The sequence below is a fragment of the Xanthobacter oligotrophicus genome, assembly GCF_008364685.1.
In the GTDB taxonomy this organism is placed as follows: domain Bacteria; phylum Pseudomonadota; class Alphaproteobacteria; order Rhizobiales; family Xanthobacteraceae; genus Xanthobacter; species Xanthobacter oligotrophicus.
The window spans coordinates 221853-246485 of the sequence record NZ_VTTL01000007.1; the positions used below are offsets into that span (position 1 = coordinate 221853).

The 24633-nt window shown below is 68.9% G+C and carries 18 protein-coding genes; 12 read left to right on the forward strand and 6 right to left on the reverse strand.

Annotation, left to right across the window (positions count from 1 at the left end):
- Positions 1–18 precede the first annotated feature (18 nt).
- The 3 genes from prfA to FZ033_RS13645 all read right to left on the reverse strand — a co-directional run bounded on the left by prfA (position 19) and on the right by FZ033_RS13645 (position 4788).
- The gene (prfA, locus tag FZ033_RS13635; RefSeq protein ID WP_149576664.1) at positions 19–1101 is read right to left on the reverse strand and encodes a peptide chain release factor 1; all 1083 of its coding nucleotides are present in this window, start codon (positions 1099–1101) and stop codon (positions 19–21) included.
- Between the two features lie 78 nt (positions 1102–1179).
- On the reverse strand, positions 1180–3447 hold the full coding sequence (ptsP, locus tag FZ033_RS13640; RefSeq protein WP_149576665.1) for a phosphoenolpyruvate--protein phosphotransferase: 2268 nt from the start codon (positions 3445–3447) through the stop codon (positions 1180–1182).
- An 81-nt stretch (positions 3448–3528) separates the two neighbouring features.
- Positions 3529–4788, reverse strand: coding sequence for an aspartate kinase (locus FZ033_RS13645; protein WP_149576666.1), 1260 nt, complete (start codon positions 4786–4788; stop codon positions 3529–3531).
- A gap of 416 nt (positions 4789–5204) precedes the next feature.
- On the opposite strand from FZ033_RS13645, the gene FZ033_RS13650 reads away from it, so the two are divergent.
- The 3 genes from FZ033_RS13650 to FZ033_RS13660 all read left to right on the forward strand — a co-directional run bounded on the left by FZ033_RS13650 (position 5205) and on the right by FZ033_RS13660 (position 8466).
- Positions 5205–5627 carry an HIT domain-containing protein gene (locus tag FZ033_RS13650; protein ID WP_149576667.1) on the forward strand — a complete coding sequence of 141 codons (423 nt, stop codon included), beginning with the start codon at positions 5205–5207 and terminating at the stop codon, positions 5625–5627.
- A gap of 102 nt (positions 5628–5729) precedes the next feature.
- Complete coding sequence (gene nudC / locus FZ033_RS13655; protein WP_149576668.1) at positions 5730–6677, forward strand: NAD(+) diphosphatase; 948 nt, start codon at positions 5730–5732, stop codon at positions 6675–6677.
- Entirely contained in the window at positions 6670–8466 is a 1797-nt protein-coding gene (locus FZ033_RS13660; RefSeq protein WP_149576669.1) for a uracil-xanthine permease family protein, read from the forward strand. The genes nudC and FZ033_RS13660 overlap by 8 nt, the downstream gene beginning before the upstream one ends.
- A gap of 20 nt (positions 8467–8486) precedes the next feature.
- Here FZ033_RS13660 and FZ033_RS13665 read toward each other — a convergent pair whose 3' ends face one another.
- Positions 8487–9347, reverse strand: coding sequence for a prephenate dehydratase (locus FZ033_RS13665; RefSeq protein WP_149576670.1), 861 nt, complete (start codon positions 9345–9347; stop codon positions 8487–8489).
- Positions 9348–9354: 7 nt separating this feature from the next.
- Positions 9355–10134, reverse strand: coding sequence for a 3-deoxy-manno-octulosonate cytidylyltransferase (locus FZ033_RS13670; RefSeq protein ID WP_149576671.1), 780 nt, complete (start codon positions 10132–10134; stop codon positions 9355–9357).
- A gap of 223 nt (positions 10135–10357) precedes the next feature.
- On the opposite strand from FZ033_RS13670, the gene FZ033_RS13675 reads away from it, so the two are divergent.
- The 7 genes from FZ033_RS13675 (at position 10358) to FZ033_RS13705 (ending at position 19687) form a co-directional block, all read left to right on the forward strand.
- Positions 10358–10903 carry a c-type cytochrome gene (locus FZ033_RS13675; protein WP_149576672.1) on the forward strand — a complete coding sequence of 182 codons (546 nt, stop codon included), beginning with the start codon at positions 10358–10360 and terminating at the stop codon, positions 10901–10903.
- A gap of 277 nt (positions 10904–11180) precedes the next feature.
- Positions 11181–13100, forward strand: coding sequence for an extracellular solute-binding protein (locus FZ033_RS13680; RefSeq protein WP_149576673.1), 1920 nt, complete (start codon positions 11181–11183; stop codon positions 13098–13100).
- Positions 13097–14998, forward strand: a complete 1902-nt coding sequence (locus tag FZ033_RS13685) for an extracellular solute-binding protein (RefSeq protein ID WP_149576674.1) — start codon at positions 13097–13099, stop codon at positions 14996–14998. The genes FZ033_RS13680 and FZ033_RS13685 overlap by 4 nt, the downstream gene beginning before the upstream one ends.
- Before the next feature lie 60 nt (positions 14999–15058).
- Positions 15059–16174: a microcin C ABC transporter permease YejB gene (locus FZ033_RS13690; protein ID WP_149576675.1), complete on the forward strand. Its 1116-nt coding sequence runs from the start codon at positions 15059–15061 to the stop codon at positions 16172–16174.
- Between the two features lie 2 nt (positions 16175–16176).
- Positions 16177–17385 carry an ABC transporter permease gene (locus FZ033_RS13695; RefSeq protein ID WP_149576676.1) on the forward strand — a complete coding sequence of 403 codons (1209 nt, stop codon included), beginning with the start codon at positions 16177–16179 and terminating at the stop codon, positions 17383–17385.
- 11 nt (positions 17386–17396) lie between these two features.
- A complete protein-coding gene (locus FZ033_RS13700; protein WP_149576677.1) occupies positions 17397–19040 on the forward strand; it encodes an ABC transporter ATP-binding protein in 1644 nt (547 codons plus the stop codon).
- 20 nt (positions 19041–19060) lie between these two features.
- On the forward strand, positions 19061–19687 hold the full coding sequence (locus FZ033_RS13705; protein ID WP_232847471.1) for an NUDIX domain-containing protein: 627 nt from the start codon (positions 19061–19063) through the stop codon (positions 19685–19687).
- Positions 19688–19690: 3 nt separating this feature from the next.
- On the opposite strand, the gene FZ033_RS13710 is transcribed toward FZ033_RS13705, so the two are convergent.
- Entirely contained in the window at positions 19691–20485 is a 795-nt protein-coding gene (locus FZ033_RS13710) for a creatininase family protein (protein ID WP_232847472.1), read from the reverse strand.
- 474 nt (positions 20486–20959) lie between these two features.
- Between FZ033_RS13710 and FZ033_RS13715 the strand changes: the two genes are divergently transcribed.
- Together FZ033_RS13715 and FZ033_RS13720 are read left to right on the forward strand one after the other, a co-directional pair.
- Positions 20960–24274, forward strand: a complete 3315-nt coding sequence (locus tag FZ033_RS13715) for a helicase-related protein (RefSeq protein ID WP_149576680.1) — start codon at positions 20960–20962, stop codon at positions 24272–24274.
- Positions 24275–24287: 13 nt separating this feature from the next.
- Positions 24288–24563: an RNA-binding S4 domain-containing protein gene (locus FZ033_RS13720; RefSeq protein WP_149576681.1), complete on the forward strand. Its 276-nt coding sequence runs from the start codon at positions 24288–24290 to the stop codon at positions 24561–24563.
- The last annotated feature ends 70 nt before the right edge of the window (positions 24564–24633 follow it).

Consider the following 24633-nt stretch of genomic DNA (forward strand, 5'->3'; position numbering starts at 1 on the left):
GCCTCTCCTGCCCACGGCTCAGGCGTCCTCGGCCGCGGCGAGCAGGGCGGCCTGGTGCTCGGTGAGCAGCGGGTCGATGATCTCGTCCAGCGCCGGGCCGGCGATCACCTCGTCCAGCTTGTAGAGGGTGAGGTTGATGCGGTGGTCGGTGACGCGGCCTTGGGGAAAATTATAGGTGCGGATGCGCTCGGAGCGATCGCCGGAGCCCACCTGGCCCTTGCGCTCGGCGGCGCGGCCGGCCTCCTTCTTCTGGCGCTCGTCGTCGAGCAGGCGCGCGCGCAGCAGCGCCATGGCGCGGGCCTTGTTGCGATGCTGGGAGCGCTCGTCCTGCACCGCCACCACCGTGTTGGTGGGAAGGTGCGTGATGCGCACGGCACTCTCGGTCTTGTTCACATGCTGGCCGCCGGCACCCTGGGCGCGGTACACGTCGATGCGCAGGTCCGCCTCGTTGATGTCCACATCCACGTCCTCCGCCTCGGGCAGTACGGCGACGGTGGCGGCGGAGGTGTGGATGCGCCCGCTGGTCTCGGTAGCTGGAACCCGCTGGACCCGGTGGACCCCGCTCTCGAACTTGAGGCGCGCATAGGCGCCGCGGCCGTGGAGAGCGGCGACGATTTCCTTGTAGCCGCCCATGGTCCCCTCGCTCTCGGAGAGGATTTCCACGCTCCAGCCCTTTTCGGCGGCATAGCGCGTGTACATCCGGTAGAGGTCGCCGGCGAACAAAGCGGCCTCGTCGCCGCCGGTGCCGGCGCGCACCTCCAGGATGATGCCGCGCTCGTCCATGGCGTCCTTGGGCAGCAGCGCGAGGCGCACGGCGGTGGCAAGGGCGCCGATGCGGTCTTGAAGGCGCTCCACCTCCGCCTCGGCCATCTCCCGCATCTCCGGGTCGCCGGCGGATTCGGCCAGAAGCTCATGCGCGCCTTCCAGGTCACGCTCGGCATCCTTCAGGGCGCGCACCTGCTCCACCACCGGCGAAAGGTCGGAAAACTCGCGGCCGAGGCGCACATATTCCTCGCCCTCCGCTCCGCGGGACAGGGCGGCCTCGATCTCGGCATGGCGCGCAACCAACTGGTCGAGCTTGGCGGTGGGCAGGGAGGTCATGGGTCTCGGGCGTTTTCCGCAAGGGTGAAGCCGGTTTGCGTCCAGAAAACGCGGTGGGGGCGGCCGTTTGGGCGCGCCCTAAATGGGCAGCCCGCTCGCCTTGGCGAAAGCTGCGAGCGCGGCGCGCGGGTCGGCCATGCCGCTCTTGTCCTCCAGCAGGGGCAGCAGCACCTTGCGGGCGGCGGAGACATCCAGCTCCAGCATCATGGCCTTCACCGGGCCGATGGAGGCCGGCGACACCGACAGTGCCCGGTAACCCAGTGCGGCCAGCGCCACCGCTTCCAGCGGCCGCGACGCCAGCTCCCCGCACAGGGTCACCGGCTTGCCGTGGCGCTGGCCGGCTTCCGCCACCAGGCGGAATGCCCGCAGGGCTGGCGGCGACAAGGGATCGAAGCGGTCCGCCACCCGCACGTTGGAGCGGTCCGCCGCATAGAGGAACTGGACCAGATCGTTGGAGCCCACCGAGAGGAAGTCGGCGCGGGAGAGGATCTCGTCCAGCTGGAACAGCAAAGACGGCACCTCCACCATGGCGCCCACATAGACCTTCTCGGGCAGGCCGTGGCCGTGCTTGCGCAGATGAGTCAGCTCGCGCTCGACGATGGCGCGGGCGCGGTCGAATTCCTCCACCGCCGCCACCATGGGGAACATGATGCGCAGGTCGCGCCCGGCGCCGGCCCGCAGCAGGGCCCGCAGCTGGCTGCGGAGCAGGCCCGGCCGGTCCAGCCCGAGGCGGATGGCGCGCCAGCCCAGCGCCGGGTTTTCCTCCTCGACGGTCCGCATGTAGGGCAGCACCTTGTCGCCGCCGATGTCTAGGGTGCGGAAGGTGACGGGCTTTTCGCCGGCGGCATCCAGCACTGCGCGATAGAGCTTCAGCTGCTCCGAGATGCGCGGGAAGGCCGAGGCGATCATGAATTGCAGCTCGGTGCGGAACAGGCCGATGCCCGCCGCGCCGGTCTCGCTCACATGGGGCAGGTCTACCAGCAGGCCGGCATTGAGGTGCAGCTCGATATGCACGCCGTCCTTGGTGACCGAGGGGCGGGTGCGCAGCGCGGCATACTGGGCCTGGCGGCGGGCGCGGAAGCGCACCTTCTCCGCATAGGCTTCCTCGACGTCGCCGGGCGGGCGCAGGTGCACTTCGCCGGCCTGCCCGTCCACGATCATGGGGTCGCCGGGATCGGCAAGGCCGGCCGCATTCTCCACCTGGCCCACGGCGGCGATGCCAAGCGCGCGGGCGACGATGGTCACATGGCTGGTGGTGCCGCCTTCCTCCAGAACCAGGCCGCGAATGCGTGAACGGTCGTAGTCGAGCAGCGCCGCCGGGCTCATGTTGCGGGCGACGAGGATGGCGTTTTCCGGCAACGCCTCGCGCTCCGAGCTGCGATTGCGGCCGGTAAGCTCCCGCAGCAGGCGGTTGGCGAGGTCGTCGAGGTCGTGCAGGCGCTCGCGCAGATAGGGGTCGGAGGCGCGCATCATGCGGGCGCGGGTATCCGACTGCACCCGCTCCACCGCGCCCTCGGCGGTGAGGCCGGAGAGCACGGCCTCGCGCATCTTGTGCATCCAGCCGCGGTCGTGGGCGAACATGCGGTAGGCTTCGAGGATGTCGCGGTGTTCGCCGGCCTTGGCGAGACCGTCGTCCTCCAGCATCAGATCGATGGAATGCCGCAGCTTGCCGATGGCGGCGTCGAGGCGGGCGGTCTCCTTCACCACGTCGTCGGCGATGACGTTGGTGACCTTGATGCGCGGCTCGTGCAGCACCACGTGGCCGAGGCCGAGGCCATCCGCCAGCGCCACGCCCTTCAGGTGCAGGGGCCGGCGCACCGCCGGCTCGGCGCCGGGCTTGGCCAGCGCGGTCAGTTCCCCCGAGGCGATCATCTCCGCCAGCACCATGGCGGTGGTCTGGAGCGCCTCGATCTCCTCTTCCGTATAGGTGCGGCGGGCGCGGTTCTGCACCACCAGCACGCCCAGGGTGTTGCCGGCCCGCAGGATCGGCACGCCGAGGAAGGAGTTGTAGACCTCCTCGCCGGTTTCCGGGCGGTAGGAGAATTCCGGGTGGGCGTGGGCGTCCGAAAGCGCGAGGGATTCCGCCTCGCGCGCCACATGGCCGACCAGGCCCTCGTCCACGCGCATGACGGTCAGGTGAACCGCATCCCGGTTCAGGCCTTCCGTTGCGTAGAGTTCGAGCGTCTGGTCGACGCGCAGCACATAGACCGAGCAGACCTCCGCCACCATGTTGGCGGCGATCAGCACCACGATCTTGTCGAGGCGGTCCTGCGCGCTAACCTGTTCCGCCATCACCTCGCGGAGGCGGCGGAGCAACACGCGCGGACCGCCGAGCGCGCCACGCATCGGCCGCATCCTTAAATGTGGGCGGGTTTCAGGTGCCCGCAGGGCTCTTCGTCGAACGGCGCGCGCCCGCAGGTTCGCCCATCAGCTGTCCAGCCCGTATAGCGAATGGAGAGTCCGAACCGCAAGTTCGGTATATGCCGCATCGATCAGGAACGAGATCTTGATCTCCGAGGTGGTGATGGCCCGGATGTTGATTCCCTTGCCCGCCAGCGCCTGGAACGCCTGCGCCGCCACGCCGGCGTGGGAGCGCATGCCGATGCCGATGACCGACACCTTGGTCACGTCGGCAGCGCCTTCCACCACCTGATGGGCGATCGTGTCCCGGGCCTTCTCGATCACCGCCTTGGCGCGCTCGAAATCGGCGGTGGGGACGGTGAAGGTGATGTCGGTGAAGCCGTCGGCGGACACGTTCTGCACGATCATGTCCACATTGATGTGGGCGTCGGCCAGCGGCCCGAACACGGCGGCGGCGATGCCCGGCTTGTCGGCGACCCGGCGGATGGAAACCTGGGCTTCGTCCTTGGAGAAGGCGATGCCGGTGACCACCTGCGATTCCATCTGGTTTGCCACGATCTCCTCCTCGTCGCAGATGAGCGTTCCGGCCTTTTCCACGTTCGCCGTCTCGGGGGCGTCGGGATCCACAAGGCTCGAGCGCACGAAGGTGCGCACATTATGCACCATGGCAAGCTCCACCGAGCGCACCTGCAGCACCTTGGCGCCCAGCGAGGCCATTTCCAGCATTTCCTCGAAGGCGATGCGGTCGAGGCGCCGGGCCTTGGGCACCACGCGCGGGTCGGTGGTGTAGACCCCGTCCACGTCGGTGTAGATGTCGCAGCGCTCGGCCTTCAGCGCCGCCGCCACCGCCACCGCCGAGGTGTCGGAGCCGCCGCGGCCCAGGGTGGTGAGGCGGCCGGTGGGCAGGTGAATGCCCTGGAAACCGGCGATCACCGCCACCTGGCCGCCGTCGATGGCGGCGCCGAGCGTGTCGCTGTCGATGTCGAGGATGCGGGCGGAGCCATGGGCGTCGTCGGTGGAGATGGGCAGCTGCCAGCCCTGCCAGGAGCGGGCCGACAGGCCCATTTCCTGGAGCACGATGGCCAGGAGTCCGCTGGTGACCTGCTCGCCGGAGGCGACCACCGCGTCATATTCGCGCGGGTCGTAAAGGGCGGAGGCATCCTTGCACCAGCCGACCAGTTCGTTGGTCTTGCCCGACATGGCGGAGACCACTACTGCCACCTGGTAGCCGGCCGCGACCTCGCGCTTCACATGGCGCGCCACATTGCGGATGCGCTCGATATTGGCGACCGAGGTGCCGCCGAACTTCATCACCAGCCGAGCCATCGCTCGTGCCTTTCTTCGCCTGGAAAACGGATGGGAAACGTCTCTGAGTCGCCCGCGCGGCGGCGGGCCGGGGTCAGGGACGCATCATTTTCGCCGGCGCGCCGCACCGAGGCGCCCTTGGGCGCGCAGGTCGAGGCGGGTCAATTGGGCCGAGCGAAACATCCCGAAAGTCCTCCCGCGCGGGTTCGATCTTGAGGCGCGCGGTGTGATTGCGCGCCTCCATAGCGGCAAGTGCGGGCCGGGGCAACCGGGCTAGGTTAAGTCCGGTGCCATTCCAATGGGGGCCGGGCCCCAGGCCTTGCTGGCCGCGGCGGCTTGCGTCATGACACGCTCCCATCGCGCCCCTCTGCTCCCAAAGCAGATGCGCTACGCGGTGAAACGCCACCGCCCTTGCTTCGCCTCCGGTGATCCCCGCCATGACCGCCTCCGCTGCCTTTCAGCTCGATCCGCGCCTTGAGGCCGATGGTCCCCATGCCGGCGACCTGCCGCTGTGCCACGTGCGGCTCGTGGATGATGCCCGCTTCTTCTGGGTGGTTCTGGTGCCGCGCCGGGCCGGCCTTGTGGAGATCATCGACCTCCCCGCCGCCGACCGCCTCATCCTCATGGAGGAGATCGCCGCCGCCAGTGCGGCGGTAAAGGCGGCATCGGGCTGTGCCAAGCTGAACGTCGCGGCGCTGGGCAACCTGGTGTCCCAGCTGCACGTGCACGTGGTGGGCCGCAATGTCGGCGACGCCGCGTGGCCGGGACCGGTCTTCGGCGCCGGAACGCGGGTGCCGCTGTCGCAGGGGGATCGGGCTGCGCGCCTTGTCGCCCTGCGCGACCGGATGGCTTTGGCCTGACCCAACGGCAGTGGTGGTGCGACCTTGCCTCCGGGCCGCCTGCGTGCGACGGTCGCCGCCGGCCGCACAGGCGGCTGTCCTGCCGGAAATCAGCGCCTTTCCATGTCCGTCCTTTCCCGTCCTGAACTCGGCGCCTGGCCGGACCTCGGCTATGTCGGAAGCGTGCTCGACCGGGCCGCACACCTGCGCCCCGCTGCCTGCGAGCCCTCTGGCGCTCTCCTTTCCGATACCGCTGCGGGCTTCTACCTGCTGGGTGGTGAGCTGGTAGCGCTCAAGGGCGATGGACCGGTCTTCGATCCGCTGTTTTCCCGCGCCGAGGCGCAGGCGCAAGGACGGGGCGAGCCGCTCTTCCTCGGCCTCGACAATGGCGCGCCGCGCTTTGCCCAGGCTTTCGATCCGGGCCTCAGGGAAGAGCTGGAAGGGCAGGGGCTGAAGGTCACGGACCTGCGCTCCATCGCCGTGGGTGGGCTGGTGCTGCCGCGCCACCTTCCCCCCATCGCCTGCGGCAAGGCGCTGTTCGGCTGGCACGGCCGGCACGGCTTCTGCGCCAATTGCGGCACCGCCTCGCGCATCCTCGATGCCGGCTGGCGGCGCGATTGCCCCTCCTGCGGGGCGCAGCATTTCCCGCGCACCGATCCGGTGGTGATCATGCTGACGGCGGCGGGCGACAAGTGCCTCATGGGCCGCCAGCCGCATTTCGCACCGGGCATGTGGTCCTGCCTTGCCGGCTTCGTGGAGCCGGGTGAGACCATCGAGGAGGCGGTGCGCCGCGAGACGCTGGAGGAGGCGGGCATCGCCACCGGCCGCGTGACCTACCGCTCCTGCCAGCCCTGGCCCTTCCCCATGTCGCTGATGATCGGCTGCCTTGCGCAAGCCACGAGCCACGACATCGTCATCGATCGCAACGAGCTGGAGGATGCCCGCTGGTTCGATCGGGACGAGGCGGCCCTGATGCTCGCGCGCACCCATCCCGACGGCCTGTTCGTGCCGCCACCCATCGCCATCGCCCATCACCTCATTCGCGCCTTCGTCGAAGGCTTCGATGCTTGACGCCAAGGCGCGGTCGCGTTCGCCGCGGTCCCATATCCGGCGGGCGATCGAGCGCCTCTTTCCCGATCCGCGGCGCGGCAGCCGCAGCCCCCGGCGCCCGGTATCCCTGGTCTACGGGCTCGACGACAAGGTGCCCCCGGTCGCCCTGGTGCCGCTTGCCGCCCAGCACGCCATGCTGGCGGTCACCTTCCTGATCTATCCGGTGCTGGCTGCCACCGAGGCGCGGCTACCGGCGGACCAGATGTCCGCCATGCTTTCGGCCTGCGCCATGAGCATCGGCGTCGCCACCATTATCCAGTGCCTGCGCACGCGCTTCGGCTCGGGCTATCTCGCCGTGCACATCCCGGCACCGGGGGCCATTCCGCTGGCCGCGCAGGCGCTGATGCTGGGCGGGCTCGGGCTCATGGCCATGACGACACTGCTGGTGGGCATCTGCCAGCTGTTCATGGCGCGCCTGGTGCGGCCGCTGCGGGTGCTGCTGCCGCCGGAAGTGTGCGGCGTGGCGGTGAGCATGCTCGGCGTGTCGCTGGCCGGGCCGGCCCTGCGCCGGGCGCTGGGGCTCGACCACGGGCCGCTGGTGGCGCAGAACGCCACGTTTGCCAGCCTCGCCACCGTGGGCATCATCGTCGCCATCACCGTGTTCGCGCCGCGGCGGCTGAAGCTGTTCGCGGTCTTCGCCGGCGCCGGCATCGGCTGGGTGCTGGCGCTGCTGCTCGGCGCCGGGCATCCGGAGGCGGACGCGGCCATCGCCGCCGCGCCCCTCGTCGCATGGCCGACGCTGACGCTGCCCAGCCTCCAGTTCGCCCCGGCGCTGTTTCCGCTGATGGCGCTGCTGGTGATGATGAACCTCGTGGACGTGCTCTCGGTCACCGTCTCGCTGGAGAAGATGAACGATGCCGACTGGCGCCGCGCCGACATGCAGGCCGCCCAGCGGGCTGTCACCGCCTGCGGCATCGGCAATATCCTCAACGGGCTGACCTCCGGCTTCCAGTCGGGGCTGTCCTCCTCGTCGGTGGGGCTGGCCTTCGCCACCCAGTCCACGGCGCGCATCATCGGCATCCTCGCCGGTGCCATGATCTTCGCCATCGCCTTCGTCCCGAAGGCCATCGTGGCGCTCACCCTCATCCCCTCGCCGGTGATCGGCGGCATCCTGCTCTACACTGCGTCCTATCTAGTGGTGTCGGGGATGGACCTTGTCACCTCGCGCCGCCTAAGCGAGCGGCGGGTGTTCGTGGTCGGGCTGTCGGTGCTGGCGGGGCTGTCGGTGGCGCTCCTGCCGCTGCGGGACCAGCTGCCGCTGGCGCTCCAGCCCCTGTTCTCCACGCCGCTTACGGTGGGGGCCCTCAGCGCCATCCTGCTGAACCTGCTGTTCCGCATCGGCATTGCCCGCGAGACCGGGGAGATGGTGCCGGAAGGGGCGCACGCCTTCCCCTTCGCCCGCGATTTCCTGGAGCGGCAGGGCGATGTGTGGGGCGCGCGACGCGACGTGATCGCCGCCGCAATCCCCACGGTGGCGCAGGCGCTGGAACTCGTCATCGACGCCGGCATCGCCGAGGGCCCCATCGAGCTGCGCGCCCGCTTCGACGAGACCCACCTCGACGTCTATCTCATCTATGACGGCGAGGTGGTGGAGGCGCCCAAGGAGCGGCCCCCGCCCGAGGCGCTGCTGGGCGATGCCAAGGAACAGGCGTCCTTCGCCGCCTGGATGCTCAAGCGCCTGTCCGACCACGTGCATTTCGGCCGCACCGGCGGCGGCAGGGCGCGCATCGCCCTGCGCTTCGATCACTGACGGGGCGGCGCTCCGTCAGTTCAAAACGTTTCCTGCTCCGCCGCGAACTGCGCCCGGTAGGGATGGGCGGGATAGACGCCGAGGATGCGCATCTCGCGGGAGAAGAAGGCGAGTTCCTCCAGTGCCAGCTTCACCGGCCGGTCGTCCGGGTGGCCGTCCACGTCGGCATAGAACTGGGTAGCGGTGAAACGGCCGTCCAGCTGGTAGGATTCCAGCTTGGTCATGTTCACCCCGTTGGTGGCAAAGCCCCCCAGCGCCTTGTAGAGCGCCGCCGGCACGTTGCGCACCCGGAACACGAAGGTGGTGACCACCGGCCCGTTGCCCGCCGGCGCCCATTCCCCGCCGCGCGCGAGGATGATGAAGCGCGTGGTGTTGTGGGCCTCGTCCTCGATGTTCTCGGCGAGGATGTCGAGCCCGTAGATGTCAGCGGCGAGGCGCGAGGCGATGGCGGCGCGGCTCACGTCGCCGGCTTCCGCGATCTCGCGGGCGGAGCCGGCGGTATCGGCGCCGATGACTGCCGTGAGGTTGAGGGTGCGGATGGCCTTGCGGCACTGGCCCAGCGCCATCACGTGGCTCTGCACGCTCTTCAGGGTGGAGAGGCTTGCGCCCTTCACCGCCATGAGCTGGTGCGACAGCGGCAGGAAGTGCTCGCCGACGATGGAGAGGGACGACTGGGGCATCAGGTGGTGGATGTCCGCCACCCGGCCCGCCACCGAATTCTCGATGGGAATCATGGCATAGGTGGCCGCCCCGCTCTCGACCCCGGCAAAGGCGTCCTCGAAGGTGGCGCAGGGCACGGCCTCGAAATCCGGGAACACCTCGCGGCAGGCGATGTGCGAATTGGCGCCCGGCTCGCCCTGGAAGGTGATGCGGCGGATCATGACGTCCTCACTTCTGTTCGGCCTTTTCCTGGGCGAGAATCGCGCGGGCGCGGTCGAGATGGTGCTGTGTGTCCACCCCCAGCGGCACCGCGTCCACCACTGCCACGTCGATGCGCATGCCGGCTTCCAGCGCCCGCAGTTGCTCCAGCTTCTCGCGCTGCTCCAGCACGGAGGGTGCCAGCGCCACGAATCGGGCCAGCGCCGGCCGGCGATAGGCGTAAAGGCCGATGTGGTGGTAGAGTGGTCCGGCGCCGTAAGGGGCGGTGGCGCGGGTGAAATAGAGCGCGCGCAACAGGTCGTTCCCCAGGGGCGAGCCCACCACCTTGACCACGTTGGGGTCGGTGCGCTCCTCCTCCACCACGATCTCGGCGCAGAGGGTGGCAATATCCACCGCCGGCTCGGCAAGCGGCGCCAGGGCCCGGCGGATGGTGGCAGGAGCGATGGTGGGCAAGTCGCCCTGCACGTTCACCACCACGTCCACCGTGCCATCGGGGTCGAGCGCGCCCAGCGCCTCGAAGATCCGGTCGGAGCCGGAGGGATGGTCGGCTCGGGTCAGCACCGCCGTGAAGCCGACGGCCCGGACGGCGGCGGCGATCTCCTCGGAATCGGTGGCCACGGCCACCTGCCCGATGGCGGCTGCGGCGGCGCGCCGCGCCACCTCCACGATCATGGGGCGCCCGCCCACGTCGGCCAGCGGCTTGCCCGGCAGGCGGCTGGCGGCCATCCGCGCGGGGATCAGCACGAGCACGCGTTCGCTGGGAATGGCGGGGGACGTGGTGGGAGACATGGCGGGCGGCGGCTCCCTTCGGGCCGCGTCCGATGCGGGCGCGGGGAGTGGCATTGGGGCGCGCCTTATACGGGTTGCCTCGCTCGGATCAAAGTGGTTAGTGTCGCCGGCGGTGCGCGGGGTTCTTCGCGCGCCGCTCATCGACATGCTTGCACGCCCGGCCGGATCCCATTCCATGTGCCGCGGCAGCGAGGATCTAAGGGCTCCGAGGGGCGAAGCGCCGATGGACTTTTTTGAATTGAACAAGATTGCAGGTGCGGTTCTGGGCACCCTGGCGCTCACCCTTGGGCTGGGGATCGCGTCGCAGATCCTGTTCACGCCCGAAGCGCCTGCGAAGCCCGGCTTCGACATCGTGGTGCAGGAAGGCGCCGCCGGCGGCGCTGCCCCGGCCAAGGCCGCGGAAGTGCCGATCGAGCAGTTGTTCGCCACTGCCTCCGTCGAGAAGGGCGCGGCCGTCGCCAAGAAGTGCGCCGCCTGCCACAACTTCCAGGAAGGCGCCGGCGCCAAGGTGGGTCCGGACCTCTACGGCGTTGTGGGCCGCCCGGTGGCGTCCTCCGCGGGCTTCGCCTATTCCGCCGGCATGAAGGCGAAGGGCGGCGACTGGACAGCTCTCACCCTCAACGCCTTCCTCACCAGCCCGAAGACCGCGGTGCCCGGCACCGCCATGGCCTTCGCCGGCATCCCGAAGGAAGCCGAGCGGGCGGACCTCATCGCCTATCTCAACAGCCTCTCCCACGCTCCCAAGCCGCTGCCCACGGCCGCGAAGTAGGATCGGGGCACGGCGCCGCCCTTGGCGGCGCATCCTTCTTTCACGCCATTGTCATCCGGGCTGCCGGATGCCGAAATGCCGAGGCCGATCCTTCGCGGGATCGGCCTTTTTCGTGCCCGGGGCCTTGAGGCCGCCTGCGGCGGGTGCCTTAAGGTGACGCGCCGGTTGCGGCGCCGCCATGTTTCTGCCGTCGCTCGCGGTGTCATAATCGGCTATTGCCGAGATCGCTGGATTCCCGAGCTGATTTGCAACCATGAGCCCCGACCTGGAGATACCGATGCGCCTGCCGTCCGTTCGCCGCCTCGCCGTCCTCGCAGCCGTGGCGTGGGCCGCGGTCGCCCCGGCCGGCCTCGCGCAGGCGCAGGGTGTTCCGGCCGCCACGGACAGCGCTGCACCGGCGGCCGCGCCGGTGTTCCGCCACGGCCTCTCCCTCATGGGCCAGCCGAAATATCCCGCCGGCTTTCCCCATTTCGATTATGTGAATCCGGCCGCACCCAAGGGCGGCCTGCTGCGGCTTGCCGAAGACGGCACCTTCGACACCTTCAACTTCGTGGTGCCAAGGGGCACGCCGGCGGCGGGCATCAACCTCATCTACGACACCCTCATGACCGCCGCTTATGACGAGGTGTCGACCGAGTACGGCCTCATCGCCGAGGGCGCGAGTCATCCGGCGGATTTCTCCTCCGTCACCTACCGGCTGCGGGCAGATGCCAAATGGCATGACGGCGCCCCCATCACCCCCGACGACGTGGTGTTCTCCTTCGAGGCCCTGACCAAGAACAACCCCAACCAGCGCTTCTACTACAGCCACGTGGCGAAGGCGGAGAAGACCGGCGAGCGGGACGTGACCTTCACCTTCGACCAGGCGGGCAACCGCGAGCTGCCGCAGATCGTGGGCCAGCTCACCATCCTGCCCAAGCACTGGTGGACCGGCACCGACGCCGCCGGCAAGCCGCGCGACATCACCCAGGGCTCGCTGGAGGTGCCGCTGGGCTCCGGCGGCTACAGGATCAAGAGCTTCGTGCCCAGCCGCTCCATCACCTACGAGCGGGTGAAGGACTATTGGGCCAAAGACCTCAACGTGAATGTGGGCAAGGATAATTTCGACGAGATCCGCTACGAGTATTTCCGCGACGACACGGTGATGCTGGAGGCCTTCAAGGCCGACACCTATGATTTCCGGACCGAATCCTCCGCCAAGAACTGGGCCACGGCCTACGACTTCCCGGCGCGGGCGGACGGGCGGGTGGTGCTCGAAATGTTCGAGAACCGCGCCTCCGGCATCATGCAGGCGTTCATCCCCAACCTGCGGCGCGACAAGTTCAAGGACCCGCGGGTGCGCCGTGCGCTGAACTATGCGCTGGATTTCGAGGGCATGAACCACACCCTGTTCTTTGGCCAGTACAAGCGCATCAACTCCTTTTTCTCCGGCACGGAGCTCGCCTCCTCCGGCCTGCCGCAGGGCCGCGAGCTGGACATCCTGAAGAGCGTGAAGGATCTGGTGCCGCCGCAGGTGTTCACCACCGCCTACACCAATCCCGAGAGCGGATCGGAAGATTCGCGGCGCGCTAATCTGCGTGACGCCTCCCGCCTGCTGAAGGACGCCGGCTACGAGATCAAGAACCGCAAGCTGGTGGACGCCAAGGGCGAGGCCTTCACCCTGGAACTGCTCATCTCCAGCCCGGCCATGGAGCGGGTGGCGGTGTTCTACAAGCCGGCGCTGGAACGGCTCGGCATCACCGTCACCATCCGCCTCGTGGATTCCTCCCAATATATCAACCGGGTGCGGGCGCGGGACTTCGACATGATCGTCTCCGGCTGGGGCCAATCCCTGTCGCCTGGCAACGAGCAGCGCGAGTTCTGGGGGACGGAGGCCGCCGACCGGGAGGGCTCGCGCAACCTGGCCGGCATCCGCGACAAGGCGGTGGACACCCTGATCGAGAAGGTGATCTACGCCACCGACCGGGCGGACCTGGTGGCCGCCACCCACGCCCTCGACCGGGTGCTGCTGTGGAACGAATATGTCGTCCCCGCCTGGACGCTGAACTACACCCGCACAGCGCGGTGGGACCGCTTCGCCCATCCGCCGACCCTGCCCACCTTCTCCTTCGCCTTCCCCGACATCTGGTGGTTCGATCCTGCCAAGGCGGCCAAGGTGAATGCGGTCGCCCCCGCTGGCGGTGGGTCCGCCAAATGAGCCTGTCGCGCCGCACGCTGCTTCTGTCCGCCGCCTCCGCCGTCTCGCTCCTGCCCGCCATGGCGCGGGCCCAGCCGGCGCCGCAGGACGCCGCGGCGAGCGAGGGCGCGGCCTCCTCCGCCGCGGTGGAGCGGCACGGCCTGTCCTTCTTCGGGGATCTGCGGTACCCCCCGGGCTTCACCCATTTTGATTATGTGGACCCGGAGGCGCCCAAGGGCGGCCCCTTCTCCCAGATGGGCCGGGCCACCTTCTACAACCAGTCGCTCAACACCTTCGACACGCTGAACCCCTACAACCAGCGCGGCAACGGCGCCCAAGGCATCGAGCTGATCTACGATACGCTCATGACCGCCGCCGGCGACGAGAAGAGCGCCATGTACGGCCGTCTCGCCGGCTCGGTGGTGATCGCCGACGAGGGGCTCACCTACCGCTTCAAGCTGCGGCGCGAGGCGCGCTTCCATGACGGCACGCCGGTGACGGCGGCGGACGTGGTGGCGACCTTCGAGGCGTTCAAGGCCGACGCCTACGAGACCATCCGCATGGCCCTGCGCGACCTCACCGCCGTGGAGGCGGACGGGCCGGACGTGGTGATGCGCTTCCGCCCCGGCCGCGCCCGCGACGTGCCGCTGACCGCCGCCGGCCTGCCGATCTTTTCCAAGGCCTTCCTCGCCAGGCACCCGTTCAACCAGTCCTCGCTGGAGGTGCCGCTGGGCTCGGGGCCGTATCGGGTGAAGACGTTCGAGCAGGGCCGCTTCATCGCTTATGAGCGGGTGCCCGACTATTGGGGCCGCGACCTGCCGGTGATGAAGGGCCGCTTCAACTTCGACACGGTGCGCTACGAATATTTCCGCGACCGGGTGGCTGGCCTGGAAGGCTTCAAGGCCAAGGCCTTTTTGTTCCGTGAGGAATTCACGGCCCGCGAATGGGCCACCGCCTATGATTTCCCCGCCGTGCGCGAGGGGCGGGTGAAGGTGGAGACCCTGCCGGATAATTCCTTCTCCGGCGTGCAGGGCTGGTTCTTCAACACCCGCCGCCCCAAGTTCTTCGACCGGCGCGTGCGCGAGGCCATCGGGATCCTGTTCGACTTCGACTGGACCCGCAAGAACCTCATGTACGACAGCTACACCCGCACCGTCTCCTTCTTCCAGAATTCGGAGATGATGGCGCAGGGGCTGCCATCCCCCGCCGAGCTGAAGCTGCTGGAGCCGTTCCGCGACCGCCTGCCGGAAGAGGTGTTCGGCGAGCCCTTCGTGCCGCCCGTCTCCGACGGCACCGGCGAAGACCGCAACCTGCGCCGGCAGGCCCTGAACCTGCTGAAGGATGCCGGCTGGAGCGTGCAGCAGGGCAAGCTCGTGGACGCCAAGGGCGAGGCCTTCACCATCGAGTTCCTGGACGACGACGGCGGCATGGAGCGCCACACGGCGCGCTTCATCGGCCACCTGAAGAAGGTGGGCATCGACGCCACCTTCCGCATCGTGGACCCGGCCCAGTTCCAGCTGCGCCTGCAGGGCTTCGACTTCGACATGGTGGTGCGGCGCTATTCCTTCGCGCCCTATCCCGGCGACGAGCTGCGCGCCTATTTCTCCACCGAGGCCGCGCGCACCCGCGGTTCCTACAATGTGGCGGGCATCGCCGACCCGGCGGTGGACGGGCTCATCAATGCGGCACTGGCCGCCCCCGACGCGGCCGCCCTGGTCACCGCCTGCCAGGCACTGGACCGGGTGCTGCGCGCCGGGCGCTACTGGATCCCGCAATGGTATAGCGGCCAGCACCGCATCGCCTACTGGAACCAGTTCGCCCGCCCCGCCACCAAGCCGCGCTACGACCTGGGTGCGCTCGACACCTGGTGGAGCACGGGCACGGAGCCGGCGCGCGGGGGGGTGAAGCCTGTGCCTTGAGGGTGGGCGGTTGACGGTGCGCCGGCTTGGCTGCACCGTCCGACCGGATCGGGAGACGTGATGCTCGCTTATATCATCCGCCGCATAGCCCTGATGGTGCCGACCATTCTCGGCATCATGCTGGTGTCGTTCGTGGTCATCCAGTTCGCCCCCGGTGGCCCGGTGGAGCGGGTGATTGCCCAGCTCACCGGCGACGACGTGTCCGCCACCTCCCGCGTGTCCGGCGGAGGCGGCGACTTCTCGGGCGCTGGTGCCGCCGCCCAGGCTGGAGCGGCCATGGATGGGGGAGGCTCGAAATATCGCGGTGCGCAGGGGCTGGACCCGGCCTTCGTCAAGCAGCTCGAGAAGCAGTTCGGCTTCGACAAGCCGGCCCATGAGCGCTTCTGGAAGATGATCACCGACTACGCCACCTTCGATTTCGGCCGCTCCTATTTCCGCGACATCACGGTGCTGCAGCTGATCGGGGAGAAGATGCCCGTCTCCATCTCGCTCGGCCTGTGGATGACGCTGCTCACCTACCTCATCTCCATTCCGCTGGGCATCTCGAAGGCCATGCGCGACGGCTCGCGCTTCGACATGTGGACCTCGGCGGTGATCATCGTCGGCTATGCCATTCCCTCCTTCCTGTTCGCTATCCTGCTCATCATCCTGTTCGCCGGCGGCTCGTTCCTCGACCTGTTCCCGCTGCGTGGGCTGACGTCGGAGAACTTCTGGCAGATGAGCTGGCCGGAGCGCATCGCCGACTATGCCTGGCACCTGGTGCTGCCGCTCACCTCCATGGTGCTCGGCGCGTTCGCCACCATGACGCTGCTCACCAAGAACTCGTTCCTGGAGGAGATCCGCAAGCAGTATGTCACCACGGCACGGATGAAGGGGCTGAGCGAGCGGCGGGTGCTCTACGGCCACGTATTCAGGAACGCCATGCTGATCGTGATCGCAGGCTTTCCCAGCGCCTTCATCGCCGCCTTCTTCTCCGGCTCGCTGCTGATCGAGACCATCTTTTCCCTGGACGGCCTCGGCCTGCTGGGGTTCGAGAGTGTGCTCAATCGCGACTATCCGGTGGTGTTCGCCACCCTGTACATCTTCTCGCTGGCGGGGCTCATCGTCGGGCTGATCTCGGACCTCACCTACATGCTGGTCGATCCGCGCATCGACTTCGAGACGCGGGAGGTCTGAGAATGGACGCCGTCCCGCTGCTCCAGCCCGGCGAGCCCACCGACGTGCCCGCCGCCCGCGACGTGCCCCACGGCCAGCTCCAGCCGCCGGGCGCAGCCAAGCCCCGCGGCCGCTTCGACCTCTCGCCGCTGAACCGGAGGCGGCTCGCCAATTTCCGCGCCAACCGGCGGGGCTATTGGTCGTTCGTGGTGTTCATGGTGCTGTTCGTCATCAGCCTCAGCGCCGAGTTCATCGCCAACGACAAGCCCATCCTGGTCTCCTATGACGGCGGCTATTATTTCCCCGTGGTGCGCGCCTATCCGGAGACCGCCTTCGGCGGCGACTTCGAGACCGATGCCGACTATCGCGATCCCTTCCTGCAGAAGCTGATCGCCGAAAAGGGCGGCTGGATGATCTGGCCGCCCATCCGCTTCTCCTATTCCACCCACAATCTGGACCTGCCCACCCCCGCGCCCTCGCCGCCCACCTGGATGCTCACCGAGGCGCAATGCAAGGCGGTGGCGGAGAAGAAGGGGGTGAGCGGCTGCGCGGGCCTCGAATACAATTGGCTCGGCACCGACGACCAGGGCCGCGACGTGGTGGCCCGCCTCATCTACGGCTTCCGAATCTCAGTGCTGTTCGGGCTCGCGCTCACCATCATTTCGTCGGTGATCGGGGTAGCGGCGGGTGCGGTACAGGGCTATTTCGGCGGCTGGATGGACCTGTTGTTCCAGCGCTTCATCGAGATCTGGACGGCCATCCCCTCGCTCTACCTGCTGCTCATCATCTCCTCGGTGCTGGTGCCCGGCTTCTGGGTGCTGCTGGGCATCCTGCTGCTGTTCTCGTGGGTGTCGCTGGTGGGGCTGGTGCGCGCGGAATTCCTGCGCGCGCGCAACTTCGAATATGTGCAGGCCGCCCGCGCGCTCGGCGTGGGCAACCTCACCATCATGACCCGGCATATGCTGCCCAACGCCATGGTGGCGACGCTCACCATGCTGCCCTTCATCCTCTCCTCCTCGGTGATGACGCTGACGGCGCTGGACTTCCTTGGCTTCGGCCTGCCGCCGGGCTCGCCCTCGCTGGGCGAGCTTCTGTCCCAGGGCAAGAACAACATCCAGGCGCCGTGGCTGGGCCTCACCGGCTTCTTCACGGTGGCGGTGATGCTGAGCCTGCTCATCTTCGTGGGCGAGGCGGTGCGCGACGCCTTCGACCCGCGCAAGACCTTCTCGTGAGGGATGGCCCCATGACCCAACCCCTCCTCTCCGTCGAAGACCTCTCCGTCGCCTTCCGCCGGGCCGATGACCCCAGCGGCACCGGGCAGGCGCTGGCGGTGAAGCATGTGTCGTTCGACCTCGCCAAGGGGGAGACGCTGGCGCTGGTGGGCGAATCCGGCTCCGGCAAGTCGGTCACCGCGCTCTCCATCCTGAAGCTGCTGAGTTATCCGGCTGCCAGCCACCCCTCCGGCCGCATCCTGTTCGAGGGGCGCGACCTGCTCGCCGTCCCCGAGCGCGAGCTGCGGGCGGTGCGCGGCAACAAGATCACCATGGTGTTCCAGGAGCCCATGAGCTCCCTGAACCCGCTCCACACCATCGAGCAGCAGGTGGTGGAGATGCTGACCCTCCATCGCGGCATGGGCGCCACCGCAGCGCGGGCGCGCACGTTGGAACTGCTCGGTGAAGTGGGTATCCCGAAGCCGCAGGAGCGGCTCACCGCCTATCCGCACCAATTGTCCGGCGGCCAGCGCCAGCGGGTGATGATCGCCATGGCGCTGGCCAACGAGCCGGACCTGCTTATCGCCGACGAGCCCACGACCGCCCTCGATGTGACCGTGCAGGCACAGATCCTGAAGCTGCTGAAGGAGCTTCAGGCGCGGCTCGGCATGGCCATGCTGTTCATCACCCATGACCTCAACATCGTGCGCAAGATCGCCGATCGGGTGTGCGTGATGCAGCGGGGCGAGATCGTGGAGCAGGGCGGGGCGGAGGAAACCTTCCTCCATCCGCGCCACCCCTACACCCAGGCGCTGCTGAAGGCCGAGCCGAAGCCGGATCCCGCCCCCATCGTGCCCGACGCGCCCATCGTGGTGGAGACCACCGACCTCAAGGTGCACTTCCCCATCAAGCGCGGCATCCTGCGCAAGACCGTGGGCTACGTGAAGGCGGTGGACGGCGTCTCCGTCGCCATCCGCCGAGGCGAGACGCTGGGGGTGGTGGGGGAATCCGGCTCCGGCAAGACCACGCTGGGGCTTGCCATGCTGCGCCTCATCTCCAGCAAGGGTCCGGTGGCCTTCCTCGGCCAGCGCATCGACGGCCTGTCCTTCAAGGCCATGCGGCCCCTGCGCTCCGATATGCAGATCGTGTTTCAGGACCCCTATGGCGCGCTCTCGCCGCGCATGTCGGTGAGCGACATCGTGGGGGAGGGGCTGCTGGTCCACCAGCGCGGCCTGTCCGCCGAGGCGCGGGAAGCGCGGGTGGTGGCGGCGCTGGAAGACGTGGGGCTCGATCCCGAGAGCCGGCACCGGTATCCCCACGAGTTCTCCGGCGGCCAGCGCCAGCGCATCTCCATCGCCCGCGCCATGGCGCTGGAGCCCTCCTTCGTGGTGCTGGACGAGCCAACCAGCGCCCTCGACATGATCGTGCAGGCGCAGATCGTGGATCTTTTGCGCGCGCTTCAGCGCAAGCGCGACCTCACCTTCATGTTCATTTCCCACGATCTGCGCGTGGTCTCGGCGCTGGCGAGCCGCATCCTCGTCATGCGCGACGGCAAGATGGTGGAAGAGGGCGAGGCGCGCCAGGTGTTCGAGCAGCCGAAGGAGGCCTATACGCGGGCCCTGTTCGCCGCCGCCTTCAACCTGGAGATCGCCGGCCAGGGCGTGGTGCGCCAATGACAGGGCGGGAGCCGCCGCTCATGGAGGACCGCCCCGCGCGGGTGGACGTGGAAGGTCCGGAGCTGCTGGCCGAGGGATTCCGGCCCTATGAGCGCTATCGCCTGGTGCTGCACCACGACGACGGCACGTCCGACGCCCAGGTGCGCGACATCGTCCGGGGCGGGCGCGTGGTGGGGGTGCTCGGCTATGATCCCGGGCGGGACCTCGTGGTGCTGATCCGCCAGTTCCGCCTCACCGCCCATCTCCTCCCCGAGCGGCGAGGCGAGATGGTGGAGATCGTGGCCGGGCTGGTGGAAGCGGGCGAGGACCCGGAAGCGGCGGCGGTGCGTGAATGCATCGAGGAGACGGGTGTGGAGCCGCGCCTCGTCCTGCCCATGCTCAGCTTCACGCCGACGCCGGGCGTCACCGACGAATTCGCCCTGATGTATCTCGGCATCCTCGATGCCGGGGCGCTGCCCGCGCGGGCCGGCGCGCGGGCCGAGACGGAGATGACGCAGCCGTTCGCCGTGCCGGTGGATGAGGCACTGGCCGCCATCGCCCAGGGGCGCTGCATCAACGGCTTCCTCATCCTCGCCCTGCAATGGCTGGCCCTCAACCGCGCCCGCCTGCCGCAGCTGATCGCAGCGGCGCAGGAGGAGCGGTCTTGACCTTCAAACGTGGTGGTCGAAGCGCTCCAGGTCGAAATTCGCCACGTCCCTCAAAAGCTCGATGAAGGCCCGCGTACCGAATTCGGCCGCCGCCTCACCCTTGAGGGCGGTGGCGCCGCGCGCGTCGCCCATGGCGCCATCGCCTGAGAGATCCTCGGCGAGCCAGCCGAAGCCCACCGGATGGTTGGCCCGCAGCCGCGCGAACTCGCTTTCCATGGCCACGCTGTAGGGGGTGAACTCGCCCGCATGGGTCAGGTCCACCAGCTCGGGGCGGAAGGCGAGCATGAGCGAGGTCTCGATCTCGCCGCCATGGATGCCGTGGGCGCGCTCATGATCCGTGAACAGTCCCACGGGATAGCCGAAGCGGTGCATGGAGCAGGTGACGGCCAGCATGCGGTGCTTCACGCGCAGGGTGCGGGCCACAAGGTCGATGACCGGCACGTTGCCGCCATGGGTGTTCATGAGCACCAGCCGCCGCACCCCGGCGCGGGCGAGGCAGTCTCCCAGCTCGACCCAGGCGGCGAGCGCAGTGGCGGGCGACAAGGTGAGGGTGCCGGCGAAGGTGATGTGCTCGTCGGACTTGCCCACCGCCTGCGCCGGCAGGAACACGGCGTCCAGGTCGCGCGGCACCTGGAAGGCGATGCGCTCGATATAGCCCTCGGCGATGAACAGGTCGGTTCCGAGCGGCAGATGGGGGCCGTGCTGCTCAACCGCAGCGACGGGCAGCACGGCGACGAGGCGCGTCTTGTCGAGGGCGGCGATGGCCGGGGAGGAAAGTTCTGCCCACTTGAGAAACACCAGCCGCCTCCTGAGGTGCCGCCGCGCGTCTGCGGCGTTTTTTCATGGGGCTGAAAAAGTGCATGAAGTCAAGGGGCTGACGGGAGGTGACGGCCCGCCTTTGCGCTGCGGTGGGGCGGGGCGGGGAAGGCAGCGTCCCGCCGTGTCCGCCGCCGGGGGGAACAAAAGGGACTTTTCCACAGGCTGTGATTCGCGCACCTTCCGTTTCTTTTTTGTTCTCATGTGCCGCACTTGTCGTCCCGATCCGGGACACCGGGCCGTGCCGGGGCATGCTGTCTTATCGCTCCATCGCATCGTCCTATCGTATCGCCGCGTCGCGGCAGGGGAGCCGCGCGGAACGCGGCATGAACGGGCGGCCGCGGGTGATTCGCTCCCCTTGCGTTCGCAAAATGTTCACGGCCCCCCTTTCGCCATGGTGCCCCTGTCCCGATATGCTACAGAGCCCCCACACGTGAGCGGACCTGATTTCAGCCGATGGATGACGTCACCCAATGGGCCGTTCTGCCGCGCAACGTGAGGGCGCGGGGGGTGAGCGCGGTCCTCGGCCCCACCAATACGGGCAAGACCCATCTCGCCATCGAGCGCATGCTCGGCCACGAGAGCGGCATCATCGGCCTGCCGCTGCGCCTGCTCGCGCGTGAGGTCTACCAGCGCATCGTCGAGCGGGTGGGGGCGGACAAGGTCGCCCTCGTCACCGGCGAGGAGAAGATCAAGCCCAAAAACCCGCGCTACTGGGTCTCCACCGTGGAGGCCATGCCGCGCGACCTGGACGTGTCCTTCGTCGCCATCGACGAGATCCAGCTCGCCACAGACCTAGACCGGGGCCATGTCTTCACCGAGCGCATGCTGAACCGGCGCGGACGGCACGAGACGCTGCTGCTCGGCTCCGCCACCATGCGCCCGCTGATCGAGAAGCTGCTGCCGGGCGTGAACATCGTGGTGCGCCCGCGCCTGTCCACCCTCACCTTCGCGGGTGAGAAAAAGATTTCCCGCTTGCCGCGGCGCTCGGCCATCGTCGCCTTCTCGGCGGAGGAGGTCTATTCCATCGCCGAGTTCATCCGCCGCCAGCGCGGCGGGGCCGCCGTGGTGATGGGCGCGCTCTCGCCCCGCACCCGCAATGCCCAGGTGGAACTCTACCAGTCGGGCGACGTGGATTATCTCGTCGCCACCGATGCCATCGGCATGGGCCTCAACCTCGACGTGGACCATGTGGCCTTCGCCTCGGATCGCAAGTTCGACGGCTGGCAGTTCCGCAAGCTCAATGCCTCCGAGATGGCGCAGATCGCCGGCCGCGCCGGTCGGGCGACGCGCGACGGCACCTTCGGCACCACCGGCCGCTGCCCGCCCTTCGACGACGAATTGGTGGGCCGGCTGGAAGAGCACGTGTTCGACACCGCAAAGGTGTTGCAATGGCGCAACGCCGTCCCGGATTTCCGCTCCGCCGCCGCCCTTCTCGCCAGCCTGTCCCAGCTTCCCAAGGAGGAGGGGCTGACCCGCGCGCCCGTCGCCGACGACGTGGCCGTACTCGAAATCATGAGCCGGGACACGGAGGTGACGGCCCGCCTCGCCTCGCCCTCCGATGTGGAAAGGTTGTGGGACGCGTGCCAGGTGCCGGATTATCGCAAGGTGTCTCCGGGTGCCCATGCGGAGCTGGTGGCAACGCTTTTCGGGCACCTTTCGGGGGGCGGATTTATCCCCGATGCGTGGTTCGCGCGTCAAATCGCCTTGACCGATCGCCCAGAAGGCGACATCGACACGTTGTCGAACCGGATCGCGCAGGTGAGAACCCTTACCTTCGTGGCCAACCGGCCCGACTGGCTCAAGGATCCGGGGCACTGGCAAGGCGTCACGAGAGGGGTCGAAGACAAGCTGTCGGACGCACTGCACGAAAGGCTGGCCCAGCGTTTCGTGGACCGGCGAACCAGCGTGCTCATGCGGCGCCTGCGAGAGAACACGATGCTCGAAACTGAAATCAGCAAGACCGGTGACGTTACCGTTGAAGGCCATGTCATCGGCCACCTCCATGGCTTCCAGTTCGCCCCGGATCCGGCGGCGGGCGGGGAGGAGGCCAAGGCCCTGCGCGCTGCTGCCCAAAAGGCGCTGGCGGGCGAGATCGAGCAGCGCGCCGCCCGCGTCGCCCAGGCCGTGGACGAGGCCTTCGTGCTCACGTTCGACGGCACCGTCCGCTGGACGGGCGAGGCGGTGGCCAAGCTCATCCCCGGCGACGAGGTGCTGAAGCCGCGCTTCAAGATCATCGCCGACGAGCACCTCACCGGCCCGGTCCGCGACCAGGTGGAGGCCCGCATCGCCCTGTGGCTGTCGGCCCATATCGAGAAGCTGCTCGGCGCGCTCACCAAGCTCGGCACGGCGGAGGACATCACCGGCATCGCCCGTGGCATCGCCTTCCAGATCGTCGAGAGTCTCGGCGTGCTGGAGCGCGCCCGCGTGGCCGAGGAGGTCAAGGGCCTCGACCAGGCCGCCCGCGCCACCCTGCGCGGCTACGGCGTGCGCTTCGGTGCCCACCACATCTATCTGCCGGCGCTGCTGAAGCCCGCCCCGCGCTCGCTGGCGGCCGAGCTTTATGCGCTGAAACACGGCGGCCTCGCCCAGAAGGGCCTCGACGAGCTGCCGCATTTGGCCGCCTCCGGCCGCACCTCCATCCCGGTGGATCACGAGATCCAGAAGGGGCTCTATCGCGCCGTGGGCTTCCGGGTGTGCGGCGAGCGCGCCGTGCGCGTGGATATCCTGGAGCGTCTGGCCGACCTCATCCGCCCGGCGCTGGCCTGGCGGCCCGGTTCCGCTGGCCCCAAGCCTGCGGGCGCGGTGGACGGGCGCGGCTTCACCGTGACCGTGGGCATGACCTCGCTGGCCGGCTGCTCGGGGGAGGATTTCGCCTCCATCCTGAAGTCGCTGGGCTACCGCATGGAGCGCCGCCCGCCGCCCCCGCCGGAAGCCGAGGCTTCTGCCACCGCACCCGCGCCGGTTGAATTCGCGCCACTGCCGGAAGGCGCCATCGAGGCCGACCTGCTGTTCGACGCGCCGCCTGCCGAGGCTGCGCCTGTGGAGGGGGCTGAGGTCGAGGCGGCTGAGGTCGAGGCTCCGTTGGCCGAGGACGAAGCGCCGGCTACCGCAGTCGAGGAAATCGCGGCCGACGCGCCCGAAGCCGAGCCTGCCGCCCCTGAGGCGGAAGAGGCGGACGCCGTCATCGCCGACGAGATCGAGGCGGAAGCGGCGGTCGAGGCTGTTGAGGAAACCGGCGATCCCACCGCCGCCGAAGTGGCGGCCGAGGTCAGTGCGCCCGCCGCTCCCGGTGGTCCCGAGGCCGTGGAAGGTGCCCCCGCCGAGCCCGAGATGATCGAAGTGTGGCGTCCCGGCCGTCCGCCCGGCGCGCCGCGCCGCGACCGTCCGCAGGGTGAAGGCCGCCGTTTCGGCGACCGCAAGGAAGGCGACCGCCGCGAGGGTGGCAAGGACAACGAGCGCCGTGGCGAGCGGCGTGATGGCCGTCCGCCCCATCGCCGTCCCGCCGAGGCGCCTGCCGCAGCAGCCGGTGCCCCCGGCGCTGAGGGCGAGCGCGCGCCGCGTCCGCCCCGGGGCGACCGTCCGTTCCGTGGACCGCGCGAAGGCGAGGGCAATCGCGGCCCGCGTTCCGAGCACCGCGCGGACCAGCGTGCCGAGCATCGTCCGCCGCACCAGGAGCGTCGGCGCGACAAGCCGGCGGACCCGGACAGCCCGTTTGCCGCCCTCGCCGCGCTGAAGGCGCGCCTGGAGGCGGAGAAGAAGGGCAAGTGAAGGGTCGGGCGAGGTGACGGATCCGGCGGAGCGGCAGAGGCTCGACCGCTGGATCTGGCATGCCCGCGTGGTGCGCACCCGGGACGCCGCGGCGGATCTGGTGCGCGCCGGTCATGTCCGGCTCGACGGCGCGCGGGTGACGAGCCCGTCGCATCAGGTGCGGGCCGGGCAGGTGCTCACCATCGCCCTCGACCGGAACGTGCGCGTGTTGCGAATCGTTGGCTTTTCGGAGCGGCGAGGAGATGCTACATCGGCACGCGCGCTTTTCGACGAAATAACAGAAGCGTGACGGGTAATGGGGCTGCGGCCTTGCGTGCGCTTGAACGGCGCGCTGGGCTGCGCTAACCGAGGCCCGCGAA